This is a genomic window from Chlorobium sp., from assembly GCF_021740465.1.
Taxonomy (GTDB): domain Bacteria; phylum Bacteroidota; class Chlorobiia; order Chlorobiales; family Chlorobiaceae; genus Chlorobium.
On sequence record NZ_JAIOZR010000005.1, the window covers coordinates 1 to 19,639 of the forward strand.

Sequence of the window (19,639 nt, forward strand, 5' to 3'; positions counted from 1 at the left end):
TGAGGGAATCAATAGCCTCATCCAGGCGGCCAAAGCACGGGCACGGGGTTACCGCACTACCAAAAATCTCATCAATATGATCTACCTGATCAGCGGGAAGCTTAATTTTGGCTTACCCACTTGAAATAGCGAGGAGCCCGTATGATGAAACCGACGGTTATGACTACAGCCTTGAATTGGCGGCAGTATGGACGCCGATGCCCGAACTGGAGTTAAAGGCCGGTTATCGGCACGAGCGGTTGTATTTCGATGCTCCTGATGCCGGTGAGCACGATCTTGACGTCAGATACAACGGCCCGTTTCTTACAGCGGCCTGGATATTTTAAGTCCTGGTTGCTTTTCTTTTTAAACAGTCTGACGTAGTGCCCCAGGCGGATTTATCCGCCGGGGCTTTTTTTCTTCCGGGTCTGCAACGTTCAGTAAAGCAGTAAATCAGGCAAAGTGAAAAGAGAGGCGCGCTCAATCGAAACCAAACTGACGGGAATTTTTCGCCTGTTCCGCTTTGAACTGTCGTTTGCCGCCGGTGCATGCGTGCTGCTTGCAGAACTTTTTGCACTTGGTCGTATGCCTTCGTTGCAGCAGGCCGCCGTGGGTTTCCTGAGCTTTTTCCTGATTTCCGCATCATCCCTGATTCTCAACGACGTCTTCGACGTCGAGACCGACCGGATCAATGCGCCCGCACGTCCGCTGCCAGCCGGTCTTGTCACGAAAGTTGAAGCCATTTTGCTTTTTTTCTTCGTTGCCTTGCTTGGTTGCTGTTTGGCCTTGATGCTCGGTATGGAAGCATTTGCTATCTGCTGTATCGTCTGCTTTGTGGGGTTTCTCTATAATTGGAGGTTTAAAAAATATGGTCTGGCCGGTAATCTGCTGGTGGCTGTGTCGGTAGGCATGACCTTCGTTTTCGGAGGTGTGGCTGTCGGGAATCTCTCCGAACCGCTTGTCTGGTTCATGGGAGCCATGGTCTTTGGAGTTGATCTCGGGGAGGAAATTGCGGCGGATGCTCTTGACGTCGAGGGGGACCGGAAAACCGGTTCCCGATCTCTGGCAGTGCTATATGGTTCGCAAACAGCTATGCGAACGGCCGCAGCCATTTTTTCCGTCGTTGTTGCAGGAAGCACGGTTCCATTCCTGTCTGGTTGGCTCGAATGGTGGTATCTTCCACCGGTAGCGCTTTTCGATGTTGTTGTTGTTTATTCGGTCAGTCGTTTGCTGAATCTCCGGATTCCCGACCGGATCAACGACATTCGACGGATTTATCTCGGCGGGACAGGCATGATTCTGGTAGTGATCGTGATCCGCCTTGTTATGACCTGCGCGAGTTAACCCCCATCACCTCACACACACCTTACGATAATTTTTTATGAGTACGACATTCACAATCCGGAAGGCTGCAGCAGAAGATGTGCCGGGGGTCACGGCATGGGTCGGCGAGTTGCTTGAGGAGATCATGAGCAACATCGGCGAGCAAGCGTTCAATTTCGATGTTGTCGGGATGGCATCGAGGCTCGTGGATTTTCCCGATAGGGGAATGTACTACGTGTTCGTTGCCGGCAGCAGTGAAGGAAAGCCTGCCCGGATTCATCGCCCTGTATGAAAGTTTCGCATTGTATGCCGAGGGGGTGTTCGGCACCATTCCAGAGCTGAACGTGCGTTCCGAATTTCGCAACCATGGCCTGGGGCTTCGCCTCCGCAGTTCCAAAGTACCCTCCGGTTTTATGAGCGAGAGGGGTTTGCCGTAACCGGCGGGTGCAAGCTGAAGGTACTGCCGGCATGATGCTGAGGCACTTTCAGCGTATCGTGCCGAACATCATTGGCTTGCCGGTTTCAATGACAACAGCGCCCGATCTTGCGAAATAGCCGCGCCAGAAAGCTGCGATACTGTTGATCCGGTCAGAATCCAGATACCGTTCGCTCTGTGTCTGCGCGGTGCCGGTATTGTAAAATCCCAGCCCCAGAATGTACACCCTTGTCTTTCCGCCGAAATTGCCGGTCATCTGTTTTGTGGCGACCTTCTGCAGCTCCTTTTCGGGATAGAGCAGTCTTGCCTTGCCTTTGTGGTAAAACGAAGTCATGCTCGAGTTCTCCATCATGTCCGACACCAGGAGAATATTTTTCGTCCCTGCGGGATAGCTGCGTATGTAATTGGATATCTCCTTTAGCGTACGCACGATGTCGGTATGGTAGATGCCGTTCTTGCTTCCCCTGAAGGCCTCCATCATTGAGCTGAGAACGGCTTTTCTGGCGATGACGCTCTGACGTGAGTGCATAAGGGTGAATCGTTCGCGTTCACTCCGTTTCAGATTGTCGATGAATGCATCAGACGGCGCATCGTCGAATCTGCCGCCGGTTATCCGTGTCGTGTACCTGCCGGGAAGCGCCGAAGAAAATGAATACACTTCAACAGCGCGGCCGGCGGCGATCCAGTTGCTGACCAGTTCCAGCGCCTTGGTCTTGATTGCGTCGTCATAACTGATGCTTTGGTCAATGAGCACAAACAGTGCCGCTGATGGTTGCGGCTGCATGTTTCTTTTACCCAACACATCATACGAGGTTTTAGGGAATGGTGTTGCGGACAAAGTGAACGGGAGCAGGAGCAGAATTCCTATGGCGAGTATTGTTTTTTTCATACTTCATGAGGTGTTGGCGTGCGCATATGCCGTGCACGATACTACTGATTGTCGATATAGGACTTCATCCGGTATACCCCCCGCTCGTTCAGAGCCGCCTTCATCGAGTCACGCATGTCCTCCATCGATATGGCCGTGATCAGAAGCGGGTAATAGACGGAAAACATCTGGTTGGCCTTTTTTTCGGCGATTTTCCGCATTTCGGCAATTCCTTCGTTTTTCTTGTTCTTTTTGGCCTGCTGCCGCTCATATTTTTTTACGGTTTTATAACTGTCTTCGCTTGTATCGTTATAAAAACTGTACTTGTAGCCACTCAGTCCACCCATATAGTTGATGATCAGAAAAATGATCAGCAGTGCCAGGAGTGCTGCATACATGCTGTTGACCTCCGTTTGCTCCATAGCCTGCATTCTGGCGGATTCCGGAATAGCCTGAGGGGCGGTTACATCTGTTGGAGAGGATGAGAAAAATTCGGCATCCTCTACTTGCTCGGCAGCGGTGCGGGTGTTGATGATGCCCATATTGAGGTTTGCCCTTGAAAAAAAAGCGAATACGGACAAAAGGAGAATCATCATGACCGCCCAGACTACAGGACCGTATGTTCTGACGAAACCGTTTTTCTTGAATGTTATGGAGGGATTTATCTTTTTCAGTTCCTTGATGATAAGTCGCTTTTCGGTGTCATTGTTGTCCTTGCTTTCATGGTCTATGGCTGACCACATCTCTTTTCGATGATGTTCCTTGTAGAGTGCTTCGCCCGCATGATGTACGGTCAGGGCAATGGTGGCGGAGACAGCGGTGCCGAGTCCTATGCCAAAGTACAGCTCCAGGGTTCTGGTCGTGTTTGCGAACCAGGAGATGATGACGATGATGATGGCGATCGCCTCTATCAGCACCCCTACAAAGATTATGCCGAACAGCCATCTGGGCATCGGTCGCCTGCTTTTTTCACATATGTAATGAAGCCACTCTTTTGCCGTTCTGTAATCTTCTTCATCGACGGGAATTTCGCTTTTTCTGGCCAGCATCTCGTATAAAAACAATCCGGTAAAGACAATCGATACGATAATCCCTCCAAGTTCAAAATAATTGTCATACAGAAGGGTAATACCGAGCGCGGATTTCAACATGAACGACACGGCAACCAGTAAAATACCTATAAAAAAAAAGTTCATCTTCAGGAGGGAACTGTGGTCCTGGTTCCAGAACTCATAGTATCTGTCCGCAACATGCATCTCCAGGCCAAAGGGAGATCCGTTCCTGATGATTTCTTCCTTTCCCTGGCCGATTTCATGCACATCAGCTATGGCCTTTTTTCTCAACAACCCAAAAACCCTTTTCCAGAAAAGTCCGAGATTGAGGCCGTGCCATTTAAACCAGTTCATGCCATAAACTCCATTTGATGTTGGGGTGCTTCAGTACATGCTGCGCTCATGGAGGAGCAAGCATGACGATAGTGTCAAGTACAACCATGCGCAGCTGTTCAAAAATAAACGGTGAAGACAATCACAAACGAACTAATGCATTGCCCGATAATGGAAATACGCTCAGATCATGTTTCACTTTAGCCTTGCTGAACTTATAAATAACTCATCAGACATCCTTGTTCAGCTACATCGATAAAGGTATCTGGTGCCTGTTAGAAAATCACCGGATACCCTCATAGGGGGATATGGAGGAAGGGGGTGCGCCCAAGGCCGTCCCGCCATTGGATCACATAATAAAATATATGAATTTTCATGCAGTTTATCTATGCCAACAGCCTAAATGCAATTTCGGTTCTCGTGTTTTTTACTGTGTTTTTTCTGTTTTGAACCCTTCTGACCTTCTTTGGTGTTTATGCAAGGATATCGTCAGCAACCGGGCATCCCGGAGCTGTAATCCGTTACCGGATTGCATGCCTTTCAAGGTTTACGTTGATAGTGCTGGAGTCAGGTTCTTTTTTTAGAATGAAATAAAGGTTTTGTAGGGCGATTTTGATGCCATGATCCGCTCAGGTTGTGTTTTATCGATATTTTCCTGCATTTCGTTCAGTACCAGGTCAATCTCTTTCTGAAATTATACTTCTACAGGATCGGGTCGAATACTTTTGTCGCTTGTAATCGGCGAAATAATATTCATCCGGGGTGATGCAGTTGCAGAGTCGGGCCCACTGCATGGGGTAAAGAATAAAAAAAAGAAGGTGAAGGAGGGCAGCGGGAGACGCATGCTTATCCGGAATTAACGGATCTCAGGCGCTTCTTCGCGATGTTGGGCCGCCTCAAATAATTGGGGATTTTTTCTTAGATTCCGGCTTTACAATCTGCCGTTCAACGATAAAAATAAATTTTTCGCACATGTCTGATCCTGTCATCAAGCGGGCGCTTGTATCTGTATCCGATAAAACCGGTATCGTGGATTTCTGCCGGGAACTCTCAGGGCTCGGCGTCGAGATTTTTTCTACGGGCGGAACCCTGAAGGCTCTTCAGGATGCCGGTATTGCCGCAGCTTCCATTTCAACCATTACCGGGTTTCCCGAGATCATGGATGGCAGGGTGAAGACGCTGCACCCGAAAATCCACGGCGGCCTGCTTGCCGTCAGGGAGAACGCAGACCATGTCAAACAGGCACTGGATAACGGCATCGGCTTCATCGACATGGTTGTCGTTAACCTCTATCCGTTCGAAGCTACGGTGGCAAAACCGGATGTAACCTTCGAGGACGCCATCGAGAATATCGATATCGGCGGTCCTTCCATGCTCCGCAGCGCGGCCAAAAACAACGAGTCGGTGACCGTGCTGACCGACAGTGCCGATTATGCGCAGGTACTCGATGAGATGCGTGCGGGCGGAGGCGCTACGAAGCGTGCAACCCGTCTCATGCTTGCCCGCAAGGTGTTCGAACTTACTTCCCGTTACGACAACGCCATTGCGGCATATCTTGTCGGCGCGGAAGGCGCCAATGCTGACGGCGCTGCCGAAAAGATGCTCGTGGCGCTCGACAAGGAGCTCGACATGCGCTACGGTGAAAATCCGCACCAGAATGCAGGGTTCTATGCAATGACCGGCAGCGATGGCCGCCGTTCGTTCGGCGCCTGTTTCGAGAAGCTGCACGGCAAGGAGCTTTCGTACAACAACATGCTCGATATCGCCGCGGCAACATCCCTTATCGAGGAGTTCCGCGGGGAGGATCCTTCGGTGGTGATCGTTAAACACACCAACCCGTGCGGCGTTGCGCAGGCTCCGACGCTCGTGGAGGCCTACCGGAGGGCGTTCTCGACCGATACGCAGGCTCCGTTTGGCGGCATCATCGCCTTCAACCGTCCGCTCGACATGGAAGCTGCCATGGCGGTGAACGAGATTTTCACCGAAATCCTTATCGCTCCGGCTTTCGAGGCGGGCGTGCTCGATCTTCTGATGAAGAAGAAGGATCGTCGTCTTGTGCTGCAGAAACAACCGCTTCCGAAAGGTGGATGGGAGTTCAAGTCAACACCCTTCGGCATGCTTGTTCAGGAACGCGATGCGAAGATCGTTGCCGTCGGGGATCTGAAGGTGGTAACCAAACGTCAGCCTACCGAAGAGGAGCTTTCCAACCTGATGTTCGCCTGGAAGATCTGCAAGCATATCAAATCGAATACCATTCTGTACGTGAAGAACCGTCAGACCTACGGTGTGGGTGCAGGGCAGATGTCGCGCGTCGATTCTTCGAAGATCGCACGCTGGAAGGCTTCGGAGGTCAGTTTGGACCTGAACGGTTCGGTTGTGGCTTCAGATGCGTTCTTCCCGTTCGCCGACGGCCTGCTTGCCGCCGCAGAGGCCGGTGTGACCGCGGTGATCCAGCCGGGCGGTTCCATCAGGGACAACGAGGTGATCGAGGCCGCCGATGCCAACAATCTGGCCATGGTGTTTACGGGGATGAGGCATTTCAAGCACTGACGTTTTATACTCGCGCCCCTGTACGGGGCTTGGCCGAGAGGAACGGAACATGCAGCCGGTAATGCAGATTGCACCGAAAAAAGCTATCCTGAATGGGTAGCTTTTTTTTTGCTCGGGGCGTTATTGCTCGCCGTTTGCGCTACCGCTGTCGCGCTTCTGCGGAGCCTGAACTGAGGCGCTTGACGACAGATTTTCTTTCACGGCCCTTGCGTTGCGTTTAAGCCGCCTGAGGCCGATGCGGTAGACGGGCGTGCCGTAAAAAAGCCTGTGGAAGCCGGAGCCGGTGAGGCTCAGAATGTCGTCCGGCGTAAGGGCGAGCAGCTCCTTTTTCAAGGTGAAAAGCCCTTCGGGTGCAGGTTTTCGTGACTCGTTCGCGGGGCAGGACTCCTGGCAGAGGTCGCAGCCGAACAGCCAGTCGCCCACCATCCGCGATTCATCCGGGGTGAACTCCCGTTTCAGCTCGATGGTCAGATAGGAAATGCATCGGCGTGCGTCGATTTTTCCCGGTTCGAGGAGTGCTCCTGTCGGACAGCTTTCGATGCAGTTCCTGCAGGCTCCGCACCGGTTGGGCAGCTTTTGTGCGGCGTCATGAATTTCGCGGTCGATCATCAGTTCACCGAGAAAGACGTATGAGCCGGATACGGTTGTGTTGAGCAGTGTGTTTTTTCCGGTTTTTCCGATTCCTGAGCTTTCAGCCCATGCTTTTTCAAGCATTGGCGAGCTGTCGACTGCTATGACGGCCTGTACCGGATCATCGTAGATCGTGCGGATGAAGGTCAGCAGCTCTTCGAGTTTACTTCGTACTACCCGATGGTAGTCGTCGATGACTGCATATCGTGAGATGCGTGCGGTTCCGGGTGCCGGTGCATGGTATTCAGGCCTGTTGTAGCAGAGCGCTGCGGAGATAATGGTTTTTACGCCTGGCAGAAGCTGCGAAGGATCGGCGCGTTCCGATATTCCGGTTTCGAGATAGCGCATTTCTCCATGCCGTTTTTCCTCTATCATGCCGCTGATGCGCGCAATCGCTTTTTCCTGGGGCTGGAGCGGCGAAAATCCGATGGATGCAATACCGATCCGCTGGGCTTCGCGGCGGATCGCGATCGCAGGGTTTTCGTCGGGCAGGCGCATGATTATTATATTCTGCGTTTGCCGTTTCCAGTGCGGCAATGGTTGCCAGAGTTACTATTTATCGTTAAATATACACTTTGCTTTATTTTCCAACCGATCCATTTCGGATCATACTTATCCTCTTTGTATGGAACGTCGCGAGTTTCTCAGAACAGTACTCTCACGAGCAGGTGTCGGTGCTGGCGTTACCATGGCTGTCGCTGGCGGAGCGATTGGCTATTATCAGCCGAGAAAGGAGTTTTACAAGTCAGGGGGGGAGCCGTCTGAGGGAGGGGAGCGTCTTGGAGCACCAAAAAACGCCGTTGTGATCGGCGGCGGACTTGCCGGCATCAGTTCGGCGCTGGAGCTTGCCCGGCGCGGCTTCAGGGTTACGCTGGTCGAGGCGTCTCCTTCGCTTGGAGGAAAACTGACCGGATGGAATCTCGATGCACTTGGCGAGCGCTTTCCTGTGGAGCACGGGTTTCACGGCTTTTTCGACCAGTATTATAATCTGAACGAGATGTTCGCCTATGCCGGGGTCAAGAGTAACGTGTTCGACCCGGCTCCTGGTTATCCCGTGCTGTTCCGACAGAGACCGGCGGAGGTGTACGGGCAGACGCCTAAATGGTTTCCATTCAATGTCCTCTCCGTGGTCGGGCAGTCGCGTTCGCTCGACATCATTTCGATTCTGAAAGAGTACAAGGGGCTCCGGCCGGTGATCGGCATGTTCCGGTACGATTACGGCAATACCTTCAGGCTGTACGATGGAATCGATTTCATGACTTACTGCAAAGAGGGCGGGATTCTTCCTGCGTTTATCGATACGGTGCTGCACCCCTTCGCCGATGCCACCATGAACCGTTCCGAGGTTCTTTCTGCTGCCGAGGCTATCCGGTATTTCCATTTCTATTTTATGGGCAGCCCTGAAGGACTGGCTTTCCGGATTACCAACCGCGATTGCATGACGGCTCTCATCGATCCGCTCGAATCGAAGCTGAAAGAGCTTGGCGTTACGATCATAAAAGGGAGGAGAGCGGTAAAGCTGGTTGCTGCGAACGGAACGGTGAGCGGTGTGGAGCTGCAGGGCGGTGCGGGCAGCGACGTATTTCGCCAGACCGGCCAGGCACGCGTTCCTGAAAGCGGTTGGGCGCTGCTGCAGACGGATACGGGCGTACCGGTTATCGCTTCGCGTGAAGGCGGCGTCATCAGGGCGTTCGACGCGCGGTGTACCCACATGGGATGTCCGGTCACCTGGGATGCGGAAGCGGGCGGGTTCTACTGTCCCTGTCATGCAGGTCGCTTCGATACTGCTGGTAATCCTGTCGGTGGACCGCCCGAGGCTCCGCTTGTAAAACTCGACGTGGTCGAGGAGGGAGGCGTTCTGGTGTTTCGGACTTCGAATGCAGCTCCCGGCGTTTCGGGGGAGGTGCTTCCTGCGGATTATTGTGTTGTAGCTTCGGACGTCAGAGGTACGAGGGAGTTGGTGCTCGGTTCCGGATCAGGCATGGCGACGCTTGAATCCGCCGTCGCCTCGCTCGGAGAGGCCGACCCATATGCGGTTTACCGGCTCTGGCTCGACAGGCCGCTGGTTGGCGCTGAATTCCCTTTCTATACGGTTTCAGGGTATACCTACACCGACTCCATGTCCATCTACTCCGACTTCCAGGAGCCGTTCATCTCGTGGGCTAAAAAGCGGGGGGGATGTGTCGTCGAGCTGCACGCCTATGCCATCGCTCCCGAAGACGTCAAGCCGGAGGAGAGCGTCAGGGCGGCCATGAAGGAGGAACTGTATCACATGTTTCCTGAAACAAAGGGGGCGACGATCCTGCATGAACTCTACATGCAGCAGTCCAACTTCACCCGGTGGGCTCCGGGAGATCATGCCGGGCGGCCCGGCGTCGAGACCCCGATTTCCAATCTGTTCCTCGCCGGCGACTGGGTGCGGGTCGATGCACCGGTTTTTCTCATGGAAGCTGCGGCATTTACCGGACGCATGGCGGCCAACGGGATTTTCCGCAGGGAGTCGCTGAAGCCGACGGCACTGCCCATTGTACCGATGGACGGGATTTTCGCATAATGCAGGGAGGGGCATGGCATGCTGTGCCCCTCCCTGCATTATTAATGCCCGGATATGCAGCGTACCACGGTGTCGTGCAGCAGGGGACGGAACTTGCGGATTTTTATGTTATCCGAAGATGGGTGGACGCGGTTGCTGAGCATGATGACGGCGAGATCCTTTTCCGGATCGACCCAGATGCTGGTGCCGGTGAAGCCGAGATGTCCCCATGAGGAGGCGGAAAACGCCGTTCCGGCTGAAGATGAGCCTTCGATAGAACGCAGATCCCATCCGAGAGCCCTCGAATCCCTTCCGCTTCTCGAAGTGAACCTCCGCACTGTTTCAGGTCTGGCGTAGAGTTTCCCTTTGCAGGATCCGTTCTGCATCAGCATCAGGACATAAGGGACGAGATCTCCGGTTGTGGAGAACAGTCCGGCATGGCCGGCGACCCCGCCGAGCAGCGCGGCGTTCTGGTCGTGAACGAGTGGCCGTTTTGTTTCGAAGTGCCAGGAGGTATCCTGTTCCGTCGGCGCGATAGAGCCGAGAAGGATCGATGGCGGATTGAACAGGGTATGGCGCATGCCGAGCGGTATGGCGAAGCGCTGGCGGAAGTTCGCTTCGAGGTTCTTTCCCGTAATTGTTGCAACGATGCGTCCGAGCGTGATGAAGCCGAGATCGCTGTAGAGGGTTTTGGTGCCGGGTGCCGAGAGCAGCGTGTCTGCGTCTATTGCCCGGAACACCTCGTCGGGGGTTCTGCAGGTTTTGTGAAAGAGCGTATGCGCCCGCAATCCCGAATTGTGCAGCATAAGGTTGCGCACCCTGACTTTTTCTTTTCCGCGTGAGCCGAATTTCGGAAGATACCGTGCGACCGGCGCGTCGAGATCGAGTGAGTCGCGCTCCACGAGCTGCATGGCGAGGCCGGTGGTGACGACGGCTTTGGTGAGCGAGGCGAGATCATAGATGGTGGTGGTATCGGCAACGCGTGAAGAGGGACTGTAGGCTTGCCGGCCGAATGCCCGGTGGAACACAACCCTGCCCCGGTGGATCACGGCGATACTCGTGCCGGGAAAGACGCCGTCACTGACAGCCTGCTGCGCAATTTCTTCAAGCGGCCTGAAGTCCGTAGCGGTTGCCGGCCGGGGTTCTATGATCACTGCACACAGCGTCAGCAGCAGCGCGGAGAGTGTCCAGCGGATACCCATGTTCATATTCTCAGAATACCGAGAACTTGACGTACCGTTTCGGGTTCTTTTTCAGATCGACAAGTACCGAATCGAGTGAAGCAAGTGTCTCGTTCAGGTTGTTGTAAAGGGCCGGATTGGAGTGCAGCTGGCCGAAAGTACCCTGGTCGCTCTCCAGCTTGGCCATAAGTGCCTCGGTTTTCTCGGCCGCCTTGTTCAGGCGGGAGACGGTCTCCTGGGTGTTTTTCGCAAGTTCTCCGTCGTTGATGAGTTTCGGAAGCAGCCCGTTGCCGCTGGATGCTTTTTTCGAAAGTGCAGACAGCTCCGCTGAGGTGCTTTTCAGGCTGCTGACTGTTTCGGCAAGCTCGGCACCCATTTTTTCATCGGAAACCAGTCTTCCGGCTACCCCCTTGCCGCTGTTGATCTTGTCGAGCAGCTCATTGATTTTCGCAAGGGCATCGTTGGCGCCTCCGGTAAGTTCCGCCATTCCGTCCTCTGCATCAAGGGCTATGAAGTCTCCGTTTTTTACCTGTGGGCCTTTTCCCGTTATGATATCGACATATTTATCGCCAAGCACGCCCAGCGAGCGGATGGTTGCCTTGGCGTCTTTGGTGACGAGCACCGCGAACTCGTTGCGCAGCCTGAGTTCGGCGACAACGAAGAGCGAGTCGTTGTTGGTGACGAAGTCAAGTTTTGAAACCGTACCGATCTTTTTTCCGGAAACGGATACGAAGTTATTTTCGGCAAGACCCTGGACATCCCGGGAAAGAACCTTGATGGTCGTTACGCCGGTAAAGAGACTGCTGTTTTTGCCGACCACCAGGCCGAGATAGGCAGCAAATCCAAGCCCGAGCAGAAAAAAGATGCCGGTTCTCAAATCGCTCCATTTCAGTGCATTCGGATTTTTCATACAGGTAGTTAACTCTTGATGTTAAAGTTCGAGGATCTTGTCGGAGAGGATCGAACGGATGAACGGGTGCTCCGACCGGTGCAGTTTTTCCGTTTCGTCGTCGAAAATGATCTCTCCCTGATAGAGCACGGCGGCATGATCTGCAATGCTGAAAACGTCGTCGATGATATGTGTCACGATTACCGCACCGAGGTTGCTTGACTGCTGAAGCGTGCTGATGAGATGCAGAATGCGCTTCGAGCTTACCGGATCAAGTCCTGCTGTCGGTTCGTCGAAAAGAATCATGTGCGGTTTGAAAATCAGTGCACGGCCGATGGCTACCCGTTTGCGCATTCCTCCGCTGAGATTTTCGGGAAGCTGGTCTTCATAACCTTCGAGGCCGGAGAACTTTATCTGTTCGGCGACTCTCTGCTGAACCTCCTCTTCGGGCAGCTTCAGGTTTTCCCTGAGAAAAAATCCGAGGTTCTCGCTTATGGACATCGAGTCGAAAAGGGCATTGCCCTGGAAGACCATGCCCATTTTTCTGCGGATCGGGTAGAGCTCGGTTTCCTTCAGGTTCGTGATGTCGGTTCCGTCAACAATGATATGGCCGCTGTTGGGCTTGATAAGGCCGAGCATGAGCTTGAGAATCGTGCTTTTTCCTACGCCGCTCGGGCCGAGGATCGCCTTGATGGTGTTGTCCCGGATGCTGAGGGACACGTTTTTCAGGATCACCTTTTCTCCGTATTTCAACGTGACATTGCGCAGTTCAATCATCTTCTTACATGTTTTCCAGTACTATCTTCGATACATAGAAGTTTGCAATGAGCACAAGTCCCGAGGAAACGACGATGCCCTTGATGGTGGCGCGCCCGACTCCGGCGGTGCCGCCTTTTGCAATAAAACCGTTATAGCTGCTTACCAGGGTGATGATGATGGCAAATACCGGCGCCTTGGCGAACCCGACGACGAAATCTTTCGGTCCGAGACGTGGATAGACCGCATTCCAGAAAATGCCCGGATCGAGGTGGTGATAGTGTTCGGCCAGATATGCGGCACTCTGCAGACCGGCAAAATCGGAAAGGGCAGTCAGCGGGATGAACATGATCAGCGCGGCTGCAAGCCTCGGCATGACCAGTTTGGCCACCGGATCGGTGCCGAAAGCCCTGAGTGCGTCGATCTGTTCTGAAATCTGCATGGCTCCAAGCTCTGCGCCGTTGCGCGAGCCGAACCGGGCCGAAAGCATGAGTCCCATGAGCAGGGGGCCGAGTTCACGGATAACCGAAATCGAGGTTGAACGGCCGAGCATGGTTTTTGCGCCGAAATCCTCAAGCAGGTTGCCGACCTCGATGGCAAGCAGCGAGCCGATCGATATGGCGCTGACAAGCACAATGGGAATGGAATCGGTACCGCAGATGGTGGCCTGATCGAGGAAGTCCCGCCAGTAGCGCCTGAGTTTCGGCAGGGTGAAGAACGCTCTCAGGGAAAAAAGAAAGAACTCCTGCATGGTGAGGAGGAACTCCTTGGCTTTCAGTGAGAGGTCTTTTTCAAGAGAGCGTATGACGGTTAAGGGCATAGATATTCGGTCATGAGGCGACCCTCATTCCGGAGGGAAGCCCTGAAATTTGATCTGATAATAGCAAATCTTTGCATAATACCCCAATGACCGGTCTGTTCAACTCTTTACCAGCCGGCTTTTCATCTTTGTTACCCATTCGTAGGGGATGGTAATGGTGCCGAAGGTCTCGTCGTCCCTCTCTTTCAGGCCGTGATAATCAGATCCGCCGGAAAAGAGCAGAAAATATTCATTGGCGATCTCACGGTAGTAGTTCTGTTTGTAGGTATCGTGCGAAGGATGGACAATCTCGATGCCGTCAAGTCCGAACGTGATCAGCTGCTTAAGGATCTCGTCGGGTATGTTCTGGGCCGGATGGGCAAGAAAAGAGAGCCCCGAGGCTTCGTTGATAAGCCTGATGACATCTGCCGGATGCGTTTCGATGCTTTTGACGTAGGCCGGACTGTGCGCTCCCAGATACCTGCTGAATGCTTCGCTGAAGCTTTTCACATACCCGCCGTCCTGAAGCACCGCGGCGATATGCGGCCTTCCGACACTTCCGTTCTGGGCTTTGAGGATAATCTCCTCGATTCCGATCTTTACACCCATTTTGGCCAGCTTGCCCACCATGCGCTCGGCTCTTTCGGTACGCAGGTGACGGCAGTGGTCGAGATAGATTTTCAGCTCGGAATGCCTGTAATCAAAAAAATAACCAAGGATATGAATATCATAACCCTTGTAGGTTGAACTCATTTCCACTCCCGGAATGAGTTCGAGGCCTTTTGCTAAGGCTGATGGCTTTGCTTTGTCAATACCTGAAACAGAATCGTGGTCAGTAATACTTATTGCCGCCAATCCGGAAAGCGCTGCCTTGGCAACGATATCCTCCGGAGAGAAGATTCCGTCCGAACATTTTGTATGTATGTGTAAGTCTGCTTTTTCAAAGCCATTCTGCCCTACGCTTTCCAAGCGGTATGGCATGGCTGAATGGTTGATTTTGGTTTAGTAAATTCTTTATATATAAGAAAAAAAATCCCGCCCTCTCAAGACAAATCAGAATTATTTTCAGCGGTAAAAAGTTGCCGGGGGAGTCGGTAGTCAGTAGTCGGTAGTCGGTAGTCGGTAGTCAGTAGTCGGTAGTCGGTAGTCGGTAGTCGGTAGTCGGTAGTCGGTAGTCAGTGGTCGGTAGTCAGTGGTCAGTAGTCAGTAGTCGGTAGTCGGTAGTCGGTAGTCGGTAGTCGGTAGTCAGTAGTCAGTAGTCAGTAGTCAGTAGTCAGTAGTCAGGAGGCAGGAGACGGGAGTTGAAGAGTGTGAGCCGTGGGCGGTGAGCGGTGAGCGGTGAGCCGGAGGCTCGGGGTTGAAAGAGTGTGACTGTGTTCATCCCTGAGGTACTTGCAGTTCCTTTTGTCACTTGTGCGGACGAGTGGCGAGTTTCTTTTCGTCCATTGGGTCCCCTGCCGGCAAGCCGGCCATCTGCTGCCACTCAGGTCGCAGGAAGCATACCGGATGCAAGCATGAGCAGAATGCCCGTGCCGAGTACCAGACGATAAAGGATAAAGATTTTCGTGGTGTGGTTTTTCAGGTAGTTGAGCAGAAAGGCGATCGACAGGTAGCCGACCACGGCGGATACCAGGGTGGCAACGAGAATGGCGATCAGGTTGTCCGGAGAGGAGAGCAGCTCGTTTCTGGTTTTATAGAGTTGGAAAATTCCGGCGGCAAAGACCGAAGGCAGCGAAAGCAGAAAGGAGAACCTGGCGGCCGCTTCGCGCGAAAGGTTCAGAAACAGTCCTCCCGTAATAGTCACTCCCGAGCGTGACGAGCCGGGTATCAGCGCAATGCTTTGGGCAAGACCAATCAGAAGCGCCTCTTTCCAGCCGATCTCCTCCATGGATTTCATGCCGAGCCCCTCCCGGAGACGGTTTTTTACCCGCCCTTCGGCAACGGTAAGCAGCAGTGCAAGCCCGATAAGTGCGCTGCTGATCCAGTAAAGCGAACGGAGTGATGTTTCGATTTCGGTTTTGAACAATAGCCCGAAAACTACGATAGGTAGCGTTCCCGCTGCGATCATCCATCCCATTTTCGCTTCGGGTGTGTCGAGCGGCTTTCCCTTCAGGATGCCCTGCACCACTTCGCGCAGGATGGAGGTTATGTCACGAAAAAAGTAGATGAGCACCGCAGCAAGGGTGCCGATCTGGATGATGGCGGTAAACGCGGCTCCAGGGTCTTTCCATCCGGCAAGGGCAGGAATGATTCTCAGATGCGCGGTACTGCTGATAGGCAGGAATTCGGTCAGTCCCTGGACAATACCGAGTATGACAGCTTCGAACAGGTTCATATGCCTGGAGGGATGTCTTGGTTTCCGGAAGAACAGTGCGTACTCATGATTTCGAAAAGCTTTGCCGAGGCTTTCCGCAGGGCCAGGGATCGGTGGCTGATCATGTTTTTTTCAGCTATGGTCATTTCGCTGTAGGTTTTTCCCGCTGAATTTACATGAAATACCGGGTCATAGCCAAATCCCTGATCTCCTTTTTTTCCTTTGGTTATGAACCCTTCAACTACGCCTTCGGCGGTATGGCGGAACCCGATGGCTTTTCCTCCTGACGAAATGCGTCCTTTGATAGCTATTACCGTCCGGAAGCGTGCCGTTCTCTTTTCCATGCCCTCCATTCGGAGGAGAAGGTGGCGGATATTGTCTTCATAGGAAGGTTTCGTACCTTCGGGAACTGGTGCAAAGCGTGCCGACAGTACTCCCGGTTGGCCGCCGAGGGCATCGACCTCGAGGCCGGTATCGTCTGCCATGGTGATGAAGAACGCAAAGCGCTGTTCAAGAAGTGCGAATATCCCGTCGGCTTTCAGGAGCGCGTTGCCAGAAAGCGTTGTTTCCGTTTCTTCGATCTCCTCTGTGATGCCAAGGTCGGAAAGAGCGTGCACGGAAAAGAGCGGCGATACCTGTTCCAGCATCGGCCGGAGCTCTCTTGCCTTGTCCGGGTTTCCGGTTGCAAGCACGACCGGTATTGTTTTCATGGACCCGCTGCCGCTCATGCATCGCCCCCGAGAAGCACGAGCATCTCCCTCACGGCGTTTTCCAGTCCGGTAAAAGCCGCTCTGGCGATGATGGCATGTCCTATACTGACCTCCTCGATATCGTCGATGCGGCTGAACGGTGCCGCGTTACGGTAATTCAGGCCGTGGCCGGCAACGACCGAGAGGCCGAGCGAACGGGCGTAACGGGCGGCATGTCGGACGTTTTCCAGCTCTTTCTCCCGTTCTTCCTCGGTCTCCTTCAGAGAATAGATGCCGGTGTGCAGTTCTACCATATCGGCTCCGGCCTGCCGGGCAAGATCGATTGCATGATGATCGGGTTCAATAAAGATGCTGACGGCTATAGCGGCATCGTTCAGGGGCTTGATGAATTCGACGAGCGTTTCGTAGTGCCTCGCGATGTCGAATCCGCCTTCAGTGGTAAGTTCTTCGCGTTTTTCGGGCACCAGGGTAACCAGTTCCGGCCTTGTTTTCAGGGCTATCAGCTGCATCTCGTCGGTCATGGCCATTTCGAGGTCGAGTTTTGTTGTCACCGCCCGACGCAGCCGTTCAAGATCGTTGTCCCTGATATGGCGGCGGTCTTCGCGCAGGTGGCAGACGATGCCAGCCGCTCCGCTTTTTTCGGCCAGAAGGGCTGCTTCGACAGGATCGGGGTCGAATTCATTGCGGGCGTTGCGCAGTGTGGCGATATGATCGATATTGACGGAGAGTCTCATGACGGGCTGTTCTGTATTTCGTCGGGTAAAGCTGTTATCTTGTGAAAATGATTCAGCAAAAGTAACGAGTTCGGTGGCAAATGTCAAAAACGATGGATTATCTTCAATCCTCCCGGCTGTTTTCAGAGTCCGGGTTTCATGAAATGAACCGGTATGTATGATGGACGAATTACTGCTGCATAAACTTGAATTTACCAGAATAGCCGGTTATACCGCAAGGTTCTGTCTTTCCCCGATGGGGCGCGACCTCCTGCTCGCCTCCCGGCCGCTTGAAGGAATCGATGTGGTTACCGGGGAGCTTGAGCTTGTCCTCGAACTCCGGAATTTTCTGCTTGAAGGGTACGCCCTTCCTTATTCCTCGCTGCCGGACACCCGGCCGCTGCTCGAGCATCTCGATGTGCTCGACAGCTATCTCGATGCTTCCGGGCTTCTGGATATTCATCGGCTGCTTCGCGCATCGGCCGAGCTTCGCAAGTTCATGTTCGCCAACAGGGAAATCTATCCGCACCTGAATGAATTCTGCATCAGGCTCTGGCTCGAGAAGACCCTGCAGTTCACCATCAGCAGCGTTGTCGACGAAAAGGGTGGGATCAGGGACAGTGCCAGTGATGGCCTGCAGATGATCCGCAGCGAACTGCGGGAGAGCCGCATCGCCCTGCAGAAAAAAATGGAACGCCTTCTCCGCCGCTGTCTTGAGAACGGCTGGCTGATGGACGATACCGTAGCCATGAAGAACGGCCGTCTCACGCTTGGTTTCAGGGTCGAGTACAAGTACAAGGTTCCCGGCTATATTCAGGACTATTCGGGAAGCGGCCAGACCGTGTTTATCGAACCGGCTGAAGCCCTCACCGTGAGCAACAGGATTCAGGAACTCGAAATCAGTGAGCGCCGGGAGATCGAACGCATTTTGCGCGAAGTGTCTGCCTTGATCCGTCCGGAACTTGAGAATCTTCGCCACAATCAGGAAATTCTTGCCGCTTTCGATACCATCTACGCCAGAGCGAAGCTTGCCGTCGAGACCGGTTCAGTGCTGCCGGCAATCGCCTCCCGGAGGCAGCTGCGCATCGTCAGAGGGTACCATCCCTGGCTGCTGATATCCCACAGGATGAAACAGGCCGAAGTGTACCCGCTCGATCTCGATCTTGGACCTGACGAGCAGGTGCTTGTGATTTCCGGGCCGAACGCCGGAGGAAAATCGGTCGCCATGAAAACTGCAGGGCTGCTCTGCTGCATGCTTTCGCACGGCTACCTGCTGCCATGCAGCGAAAGTTCGGTTTTTCCTCTTTTCAGCTCGATTGCCATCGAAATCGGCGATGAACAGTCGATCGAAAACGATCTGTCCACCTTCAGTTCCCATCTTTCTGCAATCAGGAGCATTATGGAATCGGCCGGCAGTAACTCGCTTGTGCTTATCGATGAGCTCTGTTCCGGCACCGATGTCGAGGAGGGAGGAGCTATAGCGAAAGCCGTGATAGAGGAGCTCCTCCATCGGGGCGCCATGACGATTGTAACGACCCATCTCGGGGAACTGAAAGCTTTCGCCCATGAACGGGAGGGGGTGGTCAACGGAGCGATGGAGTTCAACCGCGAAGGGCTTCAGCCGACTTTCCGGTTTATCAAGGGTGTTCCCGGCAGCAGTTTCGCTTTTGCCATGATGCAGCGCCTGGGATTTTCTCCGGCAGTTGTGAAGCGGGCGGAGAGCTTCATGAAGAGCGAGCATCTCGGGGTAGAGCGGATGCTCGACGACCTGAAATGTCTTATGGAGGAGAATCGTGAGATGCAGACCCATCTCCGTAAGGAGAGGCAGTTCATCGAAACGGAGAAGGTGGAGCTTTCCTCACTTCGCGGCGAGCTTTCGGCCGAGCGACGGGAGCTGAAAAGCCGGGGTCTTCGCGAAATGCATAAAGAGGTCGAGCACGCGCGTCGGGAGATTCGCGGTATCGTTCATGAGCTTAAAACCGCATCTTCCGTTGATCGGGCGGTTGTCGAAGCACGCAAAAAGCTCGATATGCATAAAAAACAGCTCACTCTCGGCGAAAAAGCTGCAGGAGAAGATAAGGGTGTCGAAACGGAGTCCGGAGATGAGATCCTTGTCGGTGATCTGGTGCGGTTTCGTGAAAGTAATACCACCGGAGAGGTCGAATCGCTCCATGCAGAAAGTGCTGTTATCCTTTGCGGCAATTTTCGGCTGACCACAAGCCTGAAAAGTCTTGAAAAGATCTCGAAAACCGGTGCCCGAAAGATGGAACGGGAGCCTCATGCTTCCCGAAAGAAGGCGTCATGGACTTCGGTGAGCACCGATGTGGAATCGACGACCCTCGATCTTCGGGGCATGACCGGGGAAGAGGCAATCGCCGCAGTCGAGCGGTTTCTCGACCGGATGAGCATGAACCGTATAAGAACGGCAACCATCATTCACGGCAAGGGGACAGGCTCCCTGCGCCGCAGGACAACAGAGTGTCTTCAGCAGCACAAGGCGGTCGAACGTTTCCGGCTCGGCGAGTGGGGGGAGGGTGGTGCAGGAGTTACCGTCGTCGAGCTGAAAGGATAAT

At 53.7% G+C, this 19,639-nt stretch carries 18 protein-coding genes; 7 read left to right on the top strand and 11 right to left on the bottom strand.

All coding sequences use genetic code 11. The features are described from left to right. From K9G39_RS03325 to K9G39_RS03340, 4 genes are all read left to right on the top strand, one after another. Positions 1–124 (top strand): transposase (locus tag K9G39_RS03325; protein WP_292001562.1); only part of this gene is annotated, 124 nt, incomplete at its 5' end. After that, positions 108–326, top strand: coding sequence for a hypothetical protein (locus K9G39_RS03330; protein WP_292003515.1), 219 nt, complete (start codon positions 108–110; stop codon positions 324–326). The genes K9G39_RS03325 and K9G39_RS03330, both read left to right, overlap by 17 nt. Positions 327–441: 115 nt before the next feature. Then, positions 442–1,323, top strand: coding sequence for a UbiA family prenyltransferase (locus K9G39_RS03335; protein WP_292003516.1), 882 nt, complete (start codon positions 442–444; stop codon positions 1,321–1,323). A 37-nt stretch (positions 1,324–1,360) separates the two neighbouring features. After that, positions 1,361–1,594: a hypothetical protein gene (locus K9G39_RS03340; protein ID WP_292003517.1), complete on the top strand. Its 234-nt coding sequence runs from the start codon at positions 1,361–1,363 to the stop codon at positions 1,592–1,594. A gap of 193 nt (positions 1,595–1,787) precedes the next feature. Here K9G39_RS03340 and K9G39_RS03345 read toward each other — a convergent pair whose 3' ends face one another. Then, entirely contained in the window at positions 1,788–2,627 is an 840-nt protein-coding gene (locus K9G39_RS03345) for a hypothetical protein (RefSeq protein WP_292003518.1), read from the bottom strand. Positions 2,628–2,668: 41 nt separating this feature from the next. Further along, on the bottom strand, positions 2,669–4,012 hold the full coding sequence (locus tag K9G39_RS03350; RefSeq protein WP_292003519.1) for a hypothetical protein: 1,344 nt from the start codon (positions 4,010–4,012) through the stop codon (positions 2,669–2,671). A 951-nt stretch (positions 4,013–4,963) separates the two neighbouring features. Here K9G39_RS03350 and purH point away from each other — a divergent pair. Continuing rightward, entirely contained in the window at positions 4,964–6,541 is a 1,578-nt protein-coding gene (gene purH / locus K9G39_RS03355; RefSeq protein WP_292003520.1) for a bifunctional phosphoribosylaminoimidazolecarboxamide formyltransferase/IMP cyclohydrolase, read from the top strand. A 120-nt stretch (positions 6,542–6,661) separates the two neighbouring features. Here purH and queG read toward each other — a convergent pair whose 3' ends face one another. Next, positions 6,662–7,669 carry a tRNA epoxyqueuosine(34) reductase QueG gene (gene queG, locus K9G39_RS03360; RefSeq protein ID WP_292003521.1) on the bottom strand — a complete coding sequence of 336 codons (1,008 nt, stop codon included), beginning with the start codon at positions 7,667–7,669 and terminating at the stop codon, positions 6,662–6,664. Positions 7,670–7,796: 127 nt separating this feature from the next. Here queG and K9G39_RS03365 point away from each other — a divergent pair, with 127 nt between their 5' ends. Further along, positions 7,797–9,725, top strand: coding sequence for an FAD-dependent oxidoreductase (locus tag K9G39_RS03365; RefSeq protein ID WP_292003522.1), 1,929 nt, complete (start codon positions 7,797–7,799; stop codon positions 9,723–9,725). 41 nt (positions 9,726–9,766) lie between these two features. Here K9G39_RS03365 and K9G39_RS03370 read toward each other — a convergent pair whose 3' ends face one another. From K9G39_RS03370 to K9G39_RS03405, 8 genes are all read right to left on the bottom strand, one after another. Continuing rightward, positions 9,767–10,906 carry a serine hydrolase domain-containing protein gene (locus tag K9G39_RS03370; RefSeq protein WP_292003647.1) on the bottom strand — a complete coding sequence of 380 codons (1,140 nt, stop codon included), beginning with the start codon at positions 10,904–10,906 and terminating at the stop codon, positions 9,767–9,769. A 10-nt stretch (positions 10,907–10,916) separates the two neighbouring features. Beyond that, positions 10,917–11,795, bottom strand: coding sequence for an MlaD family protein (locus tag K9G39_RS03375; protein WP_292003523.1), 879 nt, complete (start codon positions 11,793–11,795; stop codon positions 10,917–10,919). 21 nt (positions 11,796–11,816) lie between these two features. Beyond that, positions 11,817–12,551, bottom strand: a complete 735-nt coding sequence (locus K9G39_RS03380; protein WP_292003524.1) for an ABC transporter ATP-binding protein — start codon at positions 12,549–12,551, stop codon at positions 11,817–11,819. 4 nt (positions 12,552–12,555) lie between these two features. Further along, entirely contained in the window at positions 12,556–13,350 is a 795-nt protein-coding gene (locus K9G39_RS03385; protein WP_292003525.1) for an ABC transporter permease, read from the bottom strand. A gap of 99 nt (positions 13,351–13,449) precedes the next feature. Continuing rightward, positions 13,450–14,310, bottom strand: coding sequence for a PHP domain-containing protein (locus K9G39_RS03390; RefSeq protein WP_292003526.1), 861 nt, complete (start codon positions 14,308–14,310; stop codon positions 13,450–13,452). A gap of 502 nt (positions 14,311–14,812) precedes the next feature. Further along, positions 14,813–15,664, bottom strand: coding sequence for an undecaprenyl-diphosphatase UppP (uppP, locus tag K9G39_RS03395; protein WP_292003527.1), 852 nt, complete (start codon positions 15,662–15,664; stop codon positions 14,813–14,815). Further along, positions 15,661–16,353 carry an RdgB/HAM1 family non-canonical purine NTP pyrophosphatase gene (gene rdgB / locus K9G39_RS03400; RefSeq protein WP_292003528.1) on the bottom strand — a complete coding sequence of 231 codons (693 nt, stop codon included), beginning with the start codon at positions 16,351–16,353 and terminating at the stop codon, positions 15,661–15,663. Before rdgB ends, uppP begins: the two co-directional genes overlap by 4 nt. A 14-nt stretch (positions 16,354–16,367) precedes the next feature. Next, positions 16,368–17,087 carry a pyridoxine 5'-phosphate synthase gene (locus K9G39_RS03405; protein ID WP_292003529.1) on the bottom strand — a complete coding sequence of 240 codons (720 nt, stop codon included), beginning with the start codon at positions 17,085–17,087 and terminating at the stop codon, positions 16,368–16,370. A 160-nt stretch (positions 17,088–17,247) separates the two neighbouring features. On the opposite strand from K9G39_RS03405, the gene K9G39_RS03410 reads away from it, so the two are divergent. Further along, positions 17,248–19,638: a Smr/MutS family protein gene (locus K9G39_RS03410; RefSeq protein ID WP_292003648.1), complete on the top strand. Its 2,391-nt coding sequence runs from the start codon at positions 17,248–17,250 to the stop codon at positions 19,636–19,638. Position 19,639: the final 1 nt, after the last annotated feature.

Excerpts from the sequence above, each read along its gene's own strand:
- K9G39_RS03405 (WP_292003529.1), bottom strand. The coding sequence starts at position 17,087 with ATGAGACTCTCCGTCAATATCGATCATATCGCCACACTGCGCAACGCC.
- K9G39_RS03350 (WP_292003519.1), bottom strand. The coding sequence starts at position 4,012 with ATGAACTGGTTTAAATGGCACGGCCTCAATCTCGGACTTTTCTGGAAA.
- K9G39_RS03410 (WP_292003648.1), top strand. The coding sequence starts at position 17,248 with ATGGACGAATTACTGCTGCATAAACTTGAATTTACCAGAATAGCCGGT.
- K9G39_RS03370 (WP_292003647.1), bottom strand. The coding sequence starts at position 10,906 with ATGGGTATCCGCTGGACACTCTCCGCGCTGCTGCTGACGCTGTGTGCA.
- K9G39_RS03375 (WP_292003523.1), bottom strand. The coding sequence starts at position 11,795 with ATGAAAAATCCGAATGCACTGAAATGGAGCGATTTGAGAACCGGCATC.
- queG (WP_292003521.1), bottom strand. The coding sequence starts at position 7,669 with ATGCGCCTGCCCGACGAAAACCCTGCGATCGCGATCCGCCGCGAAGCC.
- K9G39_RS03365 (WP_292003522.1), top strand. The coding sequence starts at position 7,797 with ATGGAACGTCGCGAGTTTCTCAGAACAGTACTCTCACGAGCAGGTGTC.
- purH (WP_292003520.1), top strand. The coding sequence starts at position 4,964 with ATGTCTGATCCTGTCATCAAGCGGGCGCTTGTATCTGTATCCGATAAA.
- rdgB (WP_292003528.1), bottom strand. The coding sequence starts at position 16,353 with ATGAAAACAATACCGGTCGTGCTTGCAACCGGAAACCCGGACAAGGCA.
- K9G39_RS03390 (WP_292003526.1), bottom strand. The coding sequence starts at position 14,310 with ATGCCATACCGCTTGGAAAGCGTAGGGCAGAATGGCTTTGAAAAAGCA.
- uppP (WP_292003527.1), bottom strand. The coding sequence starts at position 15,664 with ATGAACCTGTTCGAAGCTGTCATACTCGGTATTGTCCAGGGACTGACC.
- K9G39_RS03380 (WP_292003524.1), bottom strand. The coding sequence starts at position 12,551 with ATGATTGAACTGCGCAATGTCACGTTGAAATACGGAGAAAAGGTGATC.
- K9G39_RS03345 (WP_292003518.1), bottom strand. The coding sequence starts at position 2,627 with ATGAAAAAAACAATACTCGCCATAGGAATTCTGCTCCTGCTCCCGTTC.
- K9G39_RS03340 (WP_292003517.1), top strand. The coding sequence starts at position 1,361 with ATGAGTACGACATTCACAATCCGGAAGGCTGCAGCAGAAGATGTGCCG.
- K9G39_RS03385 (WP_292003525.1), bottom strand. The coding sequence starts at position 13,350 with ATGCCCTTAACCGTCATACGCTCTCTTGAAAAAGACCTCTCACTGAAA.